This window comes from Hypericibacter sp. (genome assembly GCF_050729195.1).
GTDB lineage: Bacteria > Pseudomonadota > Alphaproteobacteria > Dongiales > Dongiaceae > Hypericibacter.
Genome location: NZ_JBOHKS010000031.1, coordinates 1 through 14,884 on the forward strand (window position 1 = coordinate 1; position 14,884 = coordinate 14,884).

The following is a 14,884-nucleotide window of genomic DNA, read 5'->3' on the forward strand; positions in this document are numbered from 1 at the left end:
GCGACCTGAAGCTTAATCTCTCGAGCCTCGCGAGCGAGGTGGGCCTGACCGAGCAGCAGCGTGCCGGGACCTTCGTCGCCTCGGCGCTGGCCTCGCGCAATGCCGAGGTCAGCGAAGCGATCCTCGCGGAGTTCGCGCCCAGGCTCACGCCCGAGGCGCTCACTGCGGCGAAATCGGCCGCGGCGATCATGGGGATGAACAACATCTATTACCGCTTCGTCCATCTGGCTTCCGCGCCCGACTACAAGACGCTGCCGGCGAAGCTGCGGATGAACGTGATCGCCAAGCCCGGCGTCGAGAGGGCCGATTTCGAGCTCTGGTCGCTCGCGGTCTCGGCCGTCAATGGCTGCGGCATGTGCATCGACGCCCATGAGCGCGAGCTGCGCAAGGCGGGCCTGGCACCCGAGCAGATCCAGGCCGCGGTGCGGATCGCAGCGGTCGTCCATGCGGTCGCCACCACGATCGAGGGCGAAGCCATGACCGGTGCTCCGACGGAAGCCGCCGCCGCATAAAGGCCTGCCTCTGATTTGGTTCGGCGCCGCCCCCGCCGATGGTCAGACGCTGAGGGACTGGCGCCACGCGAACCCCGACATCGATATGATCGCTGCGCTCTACTTCAAAGCTTCGAACGAGCGCTTCGATCTCGGACGCCGACCTTCTTCCCCCGGAAGGTCGGGGTTTGTCGTTTGGGGCGACGGTCCCCTGTTGTCATGCCCGGACTTGATCCGGGCATCCAAGCGTTCAGGCGTTCAGGCGTTCAGGCAAGGAGCCGTTGCCCTGGATCGCCGGATCAAGTCCGGCGATGACATAAGAGCGAGCGTCTGCCCACCGCGTGAGAGATCACCAGGCGACATGCGACTCCGCGGGAGTCCCTCACCTTCGCTGACATTCCGGCAGGAATGTCGTCATATCGTAGGCGGCCTCGTCTACGGTGGGGGCGCAGACCGGGAAGCCAGCCGTCCGCATGGCCTCCGAGAACAACTTCCGTTCTGCTTCGCTCCAGTCGGGGCCTCCGAGCAATCCTTCAATCGTCAGATCCGGATAATGCTCCAGTGCCTTCGCAACCCAGGCCTTGGCTTCGTCGCGTCGGCCGAGCACGGCATAGCAGACGGATCGAAAAATCCATGTGTACAGGTTGTAGTTCTCCGTCGACTGGCGTTCGAGGACCCGCAGCGCATCTTCATAGCGTCCAACCATGAGATACGCGTAGCTGAAAGGCGTGGTTTTCCCCGGCGGGTATCTGGGGTTTAGTCGGATGGCCCGATCCGCAAGCTCGGCGCCGCGCTGCGGCTGGCCGAGCACGGCCGCAAACGTTATATAGGCCGACATGACATCGGCGGATCCCGGGTTCAGGCCCAGCGCAATGTCGAACTCGGCCTCCGAGCGTTTGAAATCACCCTGCATGCCAAGAAGCTGACCCAGTAACGCGTGGGCGTCGGCATCCATCGGATCGAGTTCTATGGCGTGCCGCACCGCGTCTAGAGCATTCGGCAGCGCGATCTGCGAGTCAGCGCCAAAGTCAACCATTGCCTCGTAAGCGCTGCCAAGCGCGGTCCAGCCCTGGGCAAACTGTGGAGCTTCCTTAACCACCGATTCAAACAATGGAATCGATTCCTCAACGCTCTCCTTGGTGAACCGCGAAAGTGCTTCATCGCCCCGCAGGTAGGTGTCATAGACTGTCATGTCCTGCGGTTGGGTCCGGCGATGAGTTTGGTGTTCCGCCAGAGATATCGCGCCTTGCCAACCGACCACCTGCGCTGCCACCTGTTCTGAAATCTCGGCCTGCACCGCAAAGAAATCGGCAAACATGCGGTCCCAACGCTGGGACCAGAGATGCCCGGCAGTTCTCGCATCGATCAGCTGAGCGGTTATCCGGATCCGGTCCTCGTCGCGCTGGACCGAGCCTTCCAGCACGTAGCTTACGTTCAGGTCTTGGCCGACCTGCCGAACGTCAACGGGCTTGCCCTGGTATACGGCTGTCGAGTTGCGCGCGATAACGTCCACGTTCCGATACCTGGCCAGATCCGTGATGATGTCCTCCGTGAGTCCATTGGCGAGCCGCAGGGTGGCCTCGTCGCCGCCAAGATTCTCAAAGGGCAGCACGGCAATCGATGCATTGGCCATGAGCCTCGACCCGCCCGTTCCGAAGAGCCAGAGCCCGGCTCCGGCGAGCGCCAGGGCGATCGCCAACGCGACCGCAACGGCCGTAGCAGTCCTCAGGCGGCGCCGTCGCGAAATTCGCCTGACCCAGCTCATCCGGGAGCCACCGGGTCCTACGCGATAGATTCGAATCGGCCGCTGGATGTTCTTGACGCGCTGCTCGCCCACGAACCCGATCGGCACCGCAAGCTTGCCCTGGAGCTGATCGAAGCCCGTGCCGGAGACGAGCACCCCACCGGGCTCGCAGATCTGCTCCAGGCGCGCAGCGACGTTCACGCCGTCCCCGATCAGGTCATCACCGTCGACGACGACGTCGCCGAGATTGATTCCGATGCGGAAGACAATGCGACGATCGGGCGATGATGTGGCTTGCCGGGCGGCGAGCGCGTTCTGCATATCCACCGCGGCGCTCACGGCATCGACGACCGAGCCAAACTCCACGATCAGCCCATCGCCCATAAGCTTGACGATGCGTCCGTGGGCTTCGGTCAGCAGCGGATCGATGATGTCGGAGCGCAGCTTCTTGATGGCCGCAATCGTCCCCGCTTCGTCGGCCTCGATCATCCGAGAATAACCGACGATGTCGGCGACCATGATCGCTGCTAGCCGTCGCTCTGGCCTGTCTGCCACAGCTGCATGTCCTGCAAGCGATGCTCCACGATCAGTCTGTCAGACTTGATGTCACCTGACTAGGCAGACGTGTTTGTCCCTGCGACAGGGTGCGGCTTGGATCATGGCGGCGATCCATGCGGTCGCCGTCACGGTCGAAGCCGAAACCGTGACTGGTGCCAGGGCGGATGCTGCCGCCTAAACACTCACCTTCAATTTCGTTCGGCACAGGCCCCCAACATCGATGTGATCGCTACGCTCTACTTCAAAGCTTCGAAGGAGCGTTTCGATCTCGGACCCCGACTTTCTCCCCCGGAAGGTCGGGGTTTGTTGTTTTGGGGTGATTAGGTTGCTTCGCTCTCAGCGCGCTTTCTTCACCTCCCCCCTTGAGGGAGAGGCTGGGGTGGGGGGTAGCCACGGACTCGCTGGTCCAGAGATCGCGCAACTGCCTCAAACGATTCGCGACGCGCTTACACGACTGAGCGTCTGCCCACTCCCCACCCTAACCTCCCCCTCAACGGGGGAGGGGAAAGGAACTCAGGCAGCGACGCGCCGAACAGCCGCTCCACTAAACCCTTCGATCTAGGGTGCGCCCGCCATCGGATACCGGTCCAAGCAATTTCCATCGGCCTCCACCGAAATCGCCGCGTCCTCATCTCAACGGGGGAAAGAATTCACGGTTTGGCAACGGCTCTGACCTAAATCTCTTCCTTGGAAATCCCCGCGGAAATCCCCCGCCATTGCGCCTGGTTGCGCCGAGGTTTGGACGATGAAGAAGTTCACGATCGCTCACAAGCTGGGCCTGGCCTCGCTGCTGTTCCTGGTGCCGGTCGCCTATATGGTCTGGGCGCTGGTGGCGTCGCAGAACATCGCGATCGATTTCGGCGACAAGGAGAACACCGGCAATTTCTATCTGCGCGGGCTGTCCCAGCTGCAGATGGAGGTCGCGCAGTCGATCGTGTCGGGCAAACCCGTCGACGGCAAGGCCGCCGCGACGGCGATCCGCGGACTCGAAGCGAGCTATGGCGACGGGATGGAAAGCGCCGAGCTGGCCGAGGCCGCGGCGACCGCGCTCGCCGATCTCGATGGCGGGCTCACGCCGGAGAAGCTCGAAGCGGCCCGCGCGGCCTTGCGCGCGGTGATCTACCGCATCGGCGACAAGTCGAACCTCATCCTCGATCCCGATCTCGACAGCTATTACGTGATGGATCTGGTGCTGATCAAGCTGCCGGACATCCTCGACCGCACCGCCGGCATGATCAATCTCGGCCGCGCCGACTGGAAGGACGGGAATATCGGCGGCGACGAGCAGGTCGATTTCTTCGTGGCGCTGGGCGGGCTGACCTCGCTGCTCGACGGCGCGGATGCCTCGGTCGCCTCGAGCTATAGCGGCAATGCCGACGGCAGCCTCAAGGCCAATATGGACGGTGCCTATCAGACCGCCAAGACCACGCTCGGCGCTTTCGCCGAGAACGTCGCCAAGGGCGCCACCTCCGACGCCGATGCGGCCAAGACCTTCGCCGCGATCGACGGCTTCTACAAGCTGGCTTCCAGCGAGATGCAGCGGCTGCTCGAGCGCCGCGTCGCCGGCTTCAATCAGGACCAGCTGCTCTCGCTGATCATCACCGCCCTCCTCTTCCTGGGCGCGATCGGCGTGGTGCTGGCCATGATCCGCCTCAGCGTGATCCGTCCCTTGCACAAGATGACGAGCTCGATGCAGCAGCTCGCCGACGGCACTCTCGACGTCACCATCGACCGCGCCAAGAACGCCGACGAGGTCGGCGAGATGGCGCACGCGCTCGTAGTGTTCCGCGAGAATGCGGTAAAGGCCAAGGGTCTCGAAGCCGAGCAGCTCGCCGAGAGCGAGCGCCGCCTGCAGCGCCAGGAAGCGCTGGAAGCGATGGCCAAGGCCTTCGACGCGGCCATCAGCGGGCGCCTGGAGTCGGTCTCCAAGGCGGCCAAGGAGCTGGAATCGACCGCCTCGACCCTGTCGCATCAGGCCGACGAGACCAACGCCCAGGCCGGCGAGGTGGCACAGAGCGCCGCCACCGCGACCGAGAATTCGCAGACCGTCGCCGCCGCGACCGAGGAGCTGGCGGCCTCGAGCCGCGAGATCGCCTCGCAGACCGACCAGACCACCGCGACCGCCGAGCGGGCGGTCACCGAAGCCGATCAGGCCACGAAGATCGTCGAGGAGCTTTCCAAGGTCTCGCGCGATGTCGGCGGCGTGATCCAGTTCATCACCGAGATCGCGAGCCAGACCAATCTGCTGGCGCTGAATGCCACGATCGAGGCCGCGCGCGCGGGCGAGGCCGGCAAGGGCTTCGCCGTGGTGGCGAACGAGGTGAAGCAGCTCGCGGGCCAGACCGCGAAGGCGACCGACGAGATCGGCGCCAAGCTGCAGGCGGTCGATGCCGCGACCCGCGAGGCAACCGGCGTGATGCAGCGCCTCGCCCGCATCATCGCCGAGATCAACACCAGCTCGGGCGTCATCGCCGAGGCGGTGAAGCAGCAGGGCAGCGCCACCGCCGAGATCAGCCAGAACGTCCAACAGGCCGCAAGCCGCACCGGCCAGGTCTCGGCCAGCATGACCGAGGTGACGAAGAGTGCGGAGGTGACGAAGAGCGCCTCGACCGCGCTCTTGAGCTCCTCAAGCGCGCTGACGCGCCAGGCGAGCGACCTCAAGACCGAGATCGATCGCTTCCTGGCGCAGATCAAGGCGGCTTAAAAGGCCCCGACCCTCGATCCCCTTCCCATTGTCGGCTAAGCTCGCGTCCCCTGCGCTCGCTTCCCCTGCCTTCCCGGGGGTGCCGGAACCAGGAGGCCGAGATGGCCCCGCACGATCTCACGAAGGGCATGCAGACGGCGCAAACGATCTGGCATGAGGCGCATGACGCCGCCGGAGGACGAGGCGGCCGCTTCGACCTGGCGGCCTTCAAGGGACAAATCCTCTATGCGAACGGCGAAACCGCGGCCTTCGCGGGCGCCGAGGTCATCGAAACGAGCGATGACAAGGAGCCGTTCACGGGCAACTGGACCGTCCTGCTCAAGGATGGGTCGGTCTCGAATCAGACATTCACGGGCGTCGCGACATTCAAGGAAGGCCCGGACCGCGTCGGCGGCACCGGCAACTGGGCAATGATCGGCGGCACCGGAAGATTCGCCACGCTGCGCGCCCGGGGGACCTTCACATGGTCTATCGACGGCGACGATTATCGCGCCGAGTTCAGCGCGGCTTCGCCGTGATGGCGCCGTAATTCTGGAACACAGGGCTCATCGAGACAGCGGTGCTGTCTCACCAAACCGGGTCGCGCCGGCACAAAGGGCGACCGCGGTGCAACAATTGAAATCTCAATCCCACGGCGGCGACATCCTGGCAACATGATCGATATCTAGCCTGGACCCCCATGCGGCGATGACCTGAGGGCCTGCGACCGAGACGACGGTTCGGATCGCGGCTCTTCGCCGACACATCGGTTCATGCATCGGGCTCGGAGGAAATCGATATGTGTGGGATCGTCGCACTGTTCACGCGCCGCGACAGGATTTCCCCGGACGTCATCCAGCGCGCCACCCGGCGGCTCCATCACCGTGGCCCCGACGGTCAGCGCCACTGGATCAGCGCCGACGGCCGGGTCGCTCTGGGCCATGCGCGGCTCAGCATCATCGATCTTGAAACCGGCGATCAACCGATCGCCAGCCAGGACGAACGGAGCCGGATCGTCGCCAATGGCGAGTTCTACGGATACGAAGCCATTCGACAGGAGCTCCAGAATTCGGGTCATCGCCTGCGCACGCGCTCGGACAGCGAGATCGCACTGCATCTCTATGAGGATCTCGGCGCGCAATGCCTGCATCGGCTGCGGGGCGAGTTCGCCTTCGTCATCTGGGACGAAACCAACCGGACACTCTTCGCCGCCCGCGACCGTTTCGGCATCAAGCCGCTGTTCTACGCCTTCCACAACGGAACGCTCTATATCGCGTCGGAAGTGAAGGCGCTGTTCGCCGCAGGCGTGCCGGCGCGCTGGGATGCCGAATCCGTCTATCACGTCTTCGGATTCGGCGGCTATCAGTCGCGGACGCTGTTCGACGGCGTCTTCCAGGTGCCGCCCGGCCACTACCTGCTCGCAACCGACGAGCATGTTCAGCTCCATCAATATTGGGATTTCAATTACCCGACCATGGAGGCAGGCGGGGTGCGGCGCTCCGATGCGGATTATGTCGCGGAGTTTCGCCAGGCGTTGGACGAGGCCGTTCGCATCCGTCTGCGGGCGGATGTTCCCGTCGGCTGTTATCTCAGCGGGGGCCTCGACTCCTGCTCCGTGCTCGGTCTCGCCGCGCGCCATCATCCGAAATCCATTCACGCGTTCACCTTGAGCTTCGACCGCGCCGAATATGACGAGCAAGCGCAAGCCCGGGAAATGGCGGCGAAGGCCGGCGCCGAGTTCGTTCCCATTCCGATCCACCAGGACGACCTGGCCGATCATTTTTTCGATGCGATCTTCCAGTCGGAAACACTCTGCTTCAACGCCCATGGCGTCGCCAAATATCTGCTGAGCCGTGCCGTGCGCAATGCCGGCTACAAGGTCGTCCTGACCGGCGAGGGCTCGGACGAGATCCTGGGCGGTTACGCGCATTTCCGCCGCGACATGCTGCTTTACAACCGGGAAGGCCAGGATCCGGATCACATCAGGGATCTGCTTGACGAGCTGCAGAAGACCAATACCGTCTCCCGTGGCCTGCTGCTGCCGGACGGGGAAACGGGGCCGCTCGATGGCGTGAAGCGGACGCTCGGCTTCGTGCCCTCCTGGGTCGAGACCTTCTCGGGCCGCGCGCAGAAGATGCGGGCGGTGATGGCGGGCGATTTCCTCGATCGCTTCGGCCAACGGGAAGGCTATCACGCGCTCCTCAACGAGGTGGATGTTCACGGCCAGATGGCCGGACGCGAACCCGTGCATCAGTCGCTTTATCTCTGGTCGAAGACGGTGCTGCCCAACTATGTCCTGTGCATGCTCGGCGATCGCATGGAGATGGCGCATTCCATCGAGGGGCGGGTGCCTTTCCTCGATCACCATGTCGTGGAGGTCATCCGCTCGCAGCCGGTGAACCAGAAGATTCGCGGCATGACGGAGAAATATGTCCTCAGGGAAGCAGCCCGCGATGTCATCACCGACACCGTTTATCGCCGGCAGAAGCACCCCTTCCTGGCACCGCCGGCGGCACTCGACCCGCAGCAGAAGCTGAGCGCACTGATGCAGGACACGCTGCGCGGCGGTGTTCTCGCCTCCATTCCCTATTTCGATCGGCGAAAAGTCCTAGCCCTTCTCGATCGCGTCGACGACATGGATGATGGCCAGCGCGCCGTCATCGACCAGGTGCTCATGCTGCTGATGAGCACCTGCGTCCTTCAGGAGCGGTTCAAGCTGGCGACTTGAGCGGCTGCGAACGCGACCGCATTACCCCAGCCGCTTGCCGGTCTCCGCATCGAAGAGGTGCACATGATCGAGCTGCGGGTAGAGCGGCAGCGTCGTCCCCGGGGAGGGGTTGCGGCGCTCGGCGATCACGGCGCTGATGGGCGTGTCTGCGACGCGGGCCGAGACGAAGGTGCTGGCGCCGGTTGGCTCCACCACCTCGACGATCGCCGGCAGGCCCGCGCCCGCCCCGGTCAGCGCCAGATGCTCGGGCCTGATACCGTAGATGAGCGCCCGGCCGTCCACGGCGTCGGGAAGGCGCGCGAGCGGCAGCCTGATGCCGGCGCTGTCGACGTAAGCGGTGCCGCCCTCATTCACCAAGCGGCCCGTCAGGAAATTCATCGCCGGCGAACCGATGAAGCCCGCGACGAAGCGGTTGACCGGCCGGTCATAGAGCTCGAGCGGACGGCCCACCTGTTCCACATGGCCGCCATTCAGCACGACGATACGATCGGCCATGGTCATGGCCTCGAGCTGGTCATGAGTGACGTAGATCGCGGTGATGCCGAGGCGCTGATGCAGCGCCTTGATCTCGCCGCGCATCGAGACGCGCAGCTGCGCGTCGAGATTGCTCAGGGGCTCGTCGAACAGGAAGACCTGGGGCTGGCGCACGATGGCGCGGCCCATGGCGACGCGCTGGCGCTGCCCGCCGGACAGCTGCCGTGGATGACGGTCCAGCAGCGCTTGCAGCCCGAGGATCTCGGCGGCGCGGCCCACGCCCTTGTCGATCTCGGCCTTGCTGGCGCCGCGCAGCTTCAGGCTGAAACCCATATTCTCGCGCACCGTCATGTGCGGATAGAGCGCGTAGTTCTGGAACACCATGGCGATGTCGCGCTGCTTGGGCGGCACCTTATTGACCACGCGGCCGCCGACCGCGATCGTGCCCTCGGTGATCTCCTCGAGTCCTGCCACCATGCGCAGCAGGCTCGACTTGCCGCAGCCGGACGGGCCCACCAGCACGACGAACTCGCCATCCGGAATGGCGATGTCGATGCCCTGCAGCACCTTCTGCGTGCCGTAGCTCTTGCCGACGCCGGCGATATCGACGCTCGCCATCGCGCTCAGCCCCCCGCGCGGCGGTAGGCCGCGCTACGCCCCGACATAACCGCCGCCATTCACATGGATGGTGGTGCCGGTGATGTAGCTGGCGGCGTCGCTGCAGAGAAAGGCCACGGCCTGCGCGACATCCTTGGGCTCGCCGAGGCGGCGCATCGGGATGGTGTCGATATAGGCGGGGCCATGCTGCTCGAGCCAGCGCGCGACCATCGGCGTGTTGATGGTGCCCGGCGAGACCGCATTGACGCGGATGCGCGGCGCCAGCTCGCGGGCGATGGTCTTGGTGAAGGCCAGCACCCCGGCCTTGGTGGCGCCATAATGGGAATGCATCGGACTGCCGCCGGTATGAGCGGCCTCGGAGGCCAGATTGACGATCGCCCCGCCTTGTTTCATCGCCGGCACCGCGCGGCGGCAGGCATAGAAGACGCTGTCGAGATTGGCCGCGATGGTGCGGCGCCATTGCTCGTCGGTCATGGTCTCGAAGGGATGGTCCTCGAAGATCGCCGCCGCCGTGACGAGAAAATCGAGCCGGCCGAAGCGGCGGGTGCAGAGCTCGACCGCGCGCTCCACATCGGCCGTGTCGCTGGCGTCCAGTCTGACGACCGCCGTATGGGCCGAGGCCGGATCGATCGAACGGACGAACGCCGCCGTGCCGGGCTCGTTGATGTCGGCCAGGACGACGTTGGCGCCGGCCTCCAGGAACTCCCGCACGATCCCCCGGCCGATGCCGCCATTGGCGCCGGTCAGCAGCAGCACCCGCTGTGAAAAATCGAACACGCCCGCTTCTCCCCTTGCGCCCCGTAACGCCTGTCAGCTCGGCTTCATCTCGAGCAGCTCGATGATGATCCCGTTGGGATCCCGGAGATAGCCCGCATAGCAGCCGCTCACGGGACCGGTGCTCACATCGGCGATCTGGCCCTGGGGCGTGGCCCCGGCCGCCATCAATTCGCTCCAGGTCTTCCGGATATCGTCGGTCTCGAGGCAGACATGCGCGGCCGCGGTCTGGGCCGGCTGCGGCGGCGCGCCCTTGATGGCGCCGTCGAGATACTGGATGAACTCGATATGATGCCCATGGCCATAGAGATGGGCCACCATGAGCGAGGCCCCGGCGATGCCCGTGACCTCCTCCTGCCAGATCCCCTGGCGCGGCGAGACCGAGGCCGCCTTGAAGCCCAGCAGCTTGGTCCAGAACTCCACCGACTTGTTCATGTCGGTGACGGTAAAGCTGGTGTGATTGAATCCGGTGATCATCGCTCGCTCCTACACATAGCCATAGGCATTCCAGCCGCCATTCACTTCCAGCGTGTGGCCGGTGACATAGCTCGCCTTCTCCGGCGCCAGCAGGAAAGCGATGCCCTCGGCCGCTTCCTGTTCGGTGCCGAACCGCCCCATGGGGGTGCGGCGGTTGATGGCGTCCGTCGAGAAACTGCCGGCAGCGACCAGCGCCGCCGTCGGCTCGTTCATGATATAGCCGGGCGCGATCGCATTCACGCGGATGCCGCGCTCGGCCCATTCGATCGCCTGCATCCTGGTCAGGCTGATGAGGGCGCTCTTCGAGACGCAATAGGGCCCGCGCGTCGGCGCCGAGATCTGGCCCATCACCGAGGCGACATTCACGATGGCGCTGCCCCGCTCCATGCGGCGCACGGCGGCATTGGAGATCTCGAGCGGCGCCCAGAGATTGATGTCGAAGATATGCTTCCACCGCTCCAGGGTCAGGTCCAGCAGCGGCGCATGATCCCAGGCCCCGGCATTGTTGACGAGATCGTCGATGCCGCCCCAATCCGCCACCATGCCATCGAGGACGCGCTCGATCGCCGCGGGATCGGTGACGTCGCCCTGATAGGCATGTGCTTGAGCGCCGATCGCCGTCGCGGTGCGCTCGGCGGCGGGGCCGTCCCGGTCGAGCAGCGCCACCCGCCAACCCCGCTCCACGAGCAGACGCGCCGTCGCGGCGCCGATGCCGGCACCACCGCCGGTGATCAGAGCGCGTCGTCCGGCCGAAGAAGGCGCTGCCGACATAACCGATCTCTCCCTGTTGTTCCCTGACCTGAACGTCTAACGAGACGCCGCGGCCAATTCCTTCGCCGCCGCCAGGATCGCCGCGGCCTTGGGCAACAGGACCGCCTGCAGCAGCGGCGAGGCCGGGATGCGGGTATCGGGCGCGCCCAGGCGCCGCACCGTGGCACCAGGATAGGATTCGGAAATCCGCGCCGCAATCTCGGCACCGACGCCGCCGGTCCGGTTGGCTTCATGCACGATGAGGACGCGGCCTTTGCACTGGGCCACGACGGCCGCGATCGCCTCCTCGTCCAGCGGCGAGAGCCAGCGCAGATCGAGGACGGCCGCCTTGATGCCGGCGGCCGAGAGCTGGTCGGCGGCCTCGAGCGCCTCGGGCACGGAGGTGCTCCAGGCGATGATCGCGAGGTCGCTGCCATCGCGCAGGCGCCTGGCCTTCCCCATCGGGTCCGGCACCCGATCGAAATCGACGGCCTCGCGGCGCTGATAGAGCGCGCGGGCCTCGATCAGCATGACCGGATCGGATGCCGTGGCCGCGACCCGCAGCATGTCATAGGCATCCTGGGGCGTGGCCGGCATGCCCAGACGGATGCCTGGAATATGAAACAGCAGCGCTTCCAGCGACTGCGAATGCTGCGAGCAGGACCCGGGGGTGGCCCCCTGCTGGGTGCGGATCACCAACGGCACGCTGGCGCGGCCTTGCGTGAGGTAACGGATGTTGGCCGCCTGGTTGATGATCTGGTCGAGGGCCACCAGCAGAAAATCGCCCCACATGATCTCGACGATCGGCCGCAGCCCGGTCATGGCGGCGCCCACGGCCGAGCCCAGGATTGCCGCCTCGGCGATCGGCGTGTCGAAAACGCGGGCTTCGCCGAACTCGCGCTGCAGATTGCGCGAGGCGCCGAAGATGCCGCCCGCCTTGCCGACATCCTCGCCATAGACGAGGCTCGAGGCGTCGTCGGCCAGGATGCGCCGCAGGGCTTCGTTGACGGCGCCGATATAATTGATCTCGACTGGGGCGCTCGATGAGGACGCCGAAGCCCGCTGGGCATTGGACAGCTCCCCGGTGATATGGAGGCGCGCCGAATTGGCATCAGGCATCGGCCCCTTCAGCACTGCCGCCTCGATGTCCGCCATCCGGCGATCGGTTCCGGCACGGGCCTCGGTCAACGCGGCTTCGTCGACCACCCCGGACTGCAGCAGGCGCTCCGCCAGCAGAAGGATCGGATCGTTGGACGCCGCGGCAGCGCGGTCCTCCTTCGGCCGGTAATGCTCGATGTCGCGGTTATAATGACCCCAGAGCCGCGAGACGCGGCATTCGACGAAGCTGGGGCCGCCGCCGCTCCGCGCGCGCTCGGCCGCCTGCGCGATCGTATCGCGCACGGCGATCGGGTCGACACCGTCGATGGTGGCACCGACCATGCCATAGCCGTTGGCGCGCTTGGCAAGCCGGTCGATCCTGATGATGGCCGAACTCGCGGTCATCTCCGACCAGCCATTGTTCTCGCAGAGAAAGATCACCGGCAGGTCGTGGGCCGCGGCGAAGACCAGACTCTCATGCAGCGCGCCCTGGCTGGTGGCGCCGTCGCCGAAGGAGACGGTGACGATGCCGCCGGTCTTCTTGGCTTGGGCCGCGAGCGCCACGCCGCAGGCGATCGGTCCGCCGGCACCGACGATCGAGTTCTCGCCGATGAAGCCGGCCCAGGGCGCAGTGATCAGGGCCGATCCCGCCCGGCCGCCATTCACGCCATCGGCGCGGTGGCAGACCTCGGCGAACACCTCCTGCGGATCGAGCTTGCCGCTGAGCGCCCAGCCATGGCCGCGATAGGTGGCGACGATCTGGTCCTCGGGGCCTAGCGCCGCCATGGCACCGATGGGCACCGCTTCCTGGCCGGCGCAGAGATGGATCGAGCCGGCGACGACCGGCGGCGTGGCGGTACTGAGATCGAGGCAGCGCTGCTCGAAGGCCCGCAGGAACAGCATCTGCCGGTAGGCCGCCATGGCGAAGCCCGCATCCTCCGGCTTGATCGGCTTGGGGGCGTTGGCGAGCGTCATGACGCGACTCTTCCTTTGTCTCTCAGGCGTGACCAGACAGCGGGGTTTCGACGGAAGCTGTAGAGGGCGGACGGCCGCTTCCCTCAGCCGGCCTTCCGCCACCGGCTTGACGCCGGGGCGGAAGGGTTCGTCCGTATGAGGCGGGGCTTTCGGCTACTGGCCGAAAGACTCGGCCCAGGTCTTGTAGTTCGCGATCTCGTCGCCATGCAGGCTGCGCCATTTGGTGATGACGTCCTGATAGGTGGCCGCCGCCTGGTCGACCGTCATGTCGCCGCCGAGGATGCCCTGGAACACGACGAAGTTGCCGTTCACGTCCAGGTCGGTCGGATAGAAATTGGCGCGGTAGAAGCTGACGCCGGGCTTGGTCCATTCCATCAGCTGCTTGTCGGTCGGCCGGGTGATCTGGGAGGTATCCCAGCGGGAATCGTTCGGCAGATCGCCGACATTCCCGTAAAGCGCCTTCATCCGGTCTTGGGTGTGGAGGAAGGCCAGGAAGTTGCCGGCCAGCGCCTTGTTCTTGGCAAAGCTGGTGACCTGGAAGCCGGGTGTGTCCATATAGAGCAGCTTGGCCTCGGCTCCCGTCCCGAAGACCGGCACCTTCATGATGCCGACCTCGGCGCCGCCCTTCTCCATCTCGACGATCATCTGCTGGAAGCCGGGAGCCGCGAAGATCATCGCCGCCTGGCCCTGCTGGAATCGCCCCAGCCCGTCGGCGAAATTGATCGAGTTGGTGTCGTTGTTGAAATAGGGCTTCAGCTCATGGACCTTCTCGATCCAGGACTTCCACTTGGCATCGGTGAAATCGCCGCCGATCGTCATCTGCAGCAGTTCCGGCACGGTATAGACCTGCGCCTGGAACGCGGCGGCCAGCATCTCGCCGCCGAAGCCGTCCTTGAGGCCGACGACCAGGGGATCGATACCGGCCTTCTTCAGCTTGTCGGCGGCGGCGATGAACTCGGCCCAGCTCTGCGGCGGCTTCGCCGGGTCCAGCCCCGCCTTGCTGAAAAGCGTCTTGTTGTAGATGACCGGATAGATGCGGGCATCGACCGGATAGAGCCAGGTCTTGCCGTTCCACCGGGTCGAGGCCACGGTCGGCACGGCCTTGATGTCTTCCGCGCTTAAGGCCTCTTCATTGGGAACGGTGCAGCCGCCCCAGACCTGCTCCAGCGACCAGATGCCGCCCCAATTGTACCAGAGGTCGGGACCCGTGCCGCCCTTGCAGGCCGTGCCCTGGATCGTGGTGTAGGTGTCGGTCGATTGCAGCACCGCGGTGACGGTGATGTTGGGATATTTCTTCTGGTAGAGGCCGATCGATTCCTTCATCCAGTCCTCGATGCCCGGAACCTCCTGGTTGCCGAGCCACCAGAGGGTGAGCGTCGCCTTGCCGGCGCCGGCCGGGTCATAGGCGCTTCCCAGTCCGTCCGCGGATGCCGAGCCCGCGCCCAGCGCGCTGAGCAGGGCGGCCGCCAATCCGACACGCTTCAATCGATCGAGCATTCTCATGATGAAGGCCT

The 14,884-nt window shown here is 65.4% G+C and carries 11 protein-coding genes; 4 read left to right on the forward strand and 7 right to left on the reverse strand.

Annotation, left to right across the window (positions count from 1 at the left end; all coding sequences use genetic code 11):
* Nucleotides 1-512, forward strand: a 512-nt coding sequence (locus tag ACREE8_RS02230; protein WP_431571347.1) for a carboxymuconolactone decarboxylase family protein, incomplete at its 5' end; no start/stop codon positions are given.
* Between the two features lie 361 nt (nucleotides 513-873).
* On the opposite strand, the gene ACREE8_RS02235 is transcribed toward ACREE8_RS02230, so the two are convergent.
* Nucleotides 874-2,754 carry an adenylate/guanylate cyclase domain-containing protein gene (locus tag ACREE8_RS02235; RefSeq protein WP_431571348.1) on the reverse strand — a complete coding sequence of 627 codons (1,881 nt, stop codon included), beginning with the start codon at nucleotides 2,752-2,754 and terminating at the stop codon, nucleotides 874-876.
* 784 nt (nucleotides 2,755-3,538) lie between these two features.
* Between ACREE8_RS02235 and ACREE8_RS02240 the strand changes: the two genes are divergently transcribed.
* The 3 genes from ACREE8_RS02240 to asnB all read left to right on the forward strand — a co-directional run bounded on the left by ACREE8_RS02240 (nucleotide 3,539) and on the right by asnB (nucleotide 8,204).
* Nucleotides 3,539-5,497 (forward strand): methyl-accepting chemotaxis protein, encoded by a 1,959-nt coding sequence (locus ACREE8_RS02240; RefSeq protein ID WP_431571349.1) that lies wholly within the window; start codon nucleotides 3,539-3,541, stop codon nucleotides 5,495-5,497.
* 101 nt (nucleotides 5,498-5,598) lie between these two features.
* On the forward strand, nucleotides 5,599-6,015 hold the full coding sequence (locus ACREE8_RS02245; protein WP_431571350.1) for a hypothetical protein: 417 nt from the start codon (nucleotides 5,599-5,601) through the stop codon (nucleotides 6,013-6,015).
* Between the two features lie 260 nt (nucleotides 6,016-6,275).
* A complete protein-coding gene (asnB, locus tag ACREE8_RS02250; RefSeq protein WP_431571351.1) occupies nucleotides 6,276-8,204 on the forward strand; it encodes an asparagine synthase (glutamine-hydrolyzing) in 1,929 nt (642 codons plus the stop codon).
* Nucleotides 8,205-8,225: 21 nt separating this feature from the next.
* On the opposite strand, the gene ACREE8_RS02255 is transcribed toward asnB, so the two are convergent.
* From ACREE8_RS02255 to ACREE8_RS02280, 6 genes are all read right to left on the reverse strand, one after another.
* Complete coding sequence (locus tag ACREE8_RS02255) at nucleotides 8,226-9,296, reverse strand: ABC transporter ATP-binding protein (protein ID WP_431571352.1); 1,071 nt, start codon at nucleotides 9,294-9,296, stop codon at nucleotides 8,226-8,228.
* Between the two features lie 33 nt (nucleotides 9,297-9,329).
* A complete protein-coding gene (locus ACREE8_RS02260) occupies nucleotides 9,330-10,073 on the reverse strand; it encodes an SDR family NAD(P)-dependent oxidoreductase (RefSeq protein ID WP_431571353.1) in 744 nt (247 codons plus the stop codon).
* 33 nt (nucleotides 10,074-10,106) lie between these two features.
* Nucleotides 10,107-10,547 carry a VOC family protein gene (locus ACREE8_RS02265; RefSeq protein WP_431571354.1) on the reverse strand — a complete coding sequence of 147 codons (441 nt, stop codon included), beginning with the start codon at nucleotides 10,545-10,547 and terminating at the stop codon, nucleotides 10,107-10,109.
* 9 nt (nucleotides 10,548-10,556) lie between these two features.
* Entirely contained in the window at nucleotides 10,557-11,318 is a 762-nt protein-coding gene (locus ACREE8_RS02270; protein ID WP_431571355.1) for an SDR family NAD(P)-dependent oxidoreductase, read from the reverse strand.
* A gap of 36 nt (nucleotides 11,319-11,354) precedes the next feature.
* Nucleotides 11,355-13,370 (reverse strand): alpha-ketoacid dehydrogenase subunit alpha/beta, encoded by a 2,016-nt coding sequence (locus ACREE8_RS02275; protein ID WP_431571356.1) that lies wholly within the window; start codon nucleotides 13,368-13,370, stop codon nucleotides 11,355-11,357.
* A gap of 153 nt (nucleotides 13,371-13,523) precedes the next feature.
* On the reverse strand, nucleotides 13,524-14,873 hold the full coding sequence (locus ACREE8_RS02280; RefSeq protein ID WP_431571357.1) for an ABC transporter substrate-binding protein: 1,350 nt from the start codon (nucleotides 14,871-14,873) through the stop codon (nucleotides 13,524-13,526).
* Between the last annotated feature and the right edge of the window lie 11 nt (nucleotides 14,874-14,884).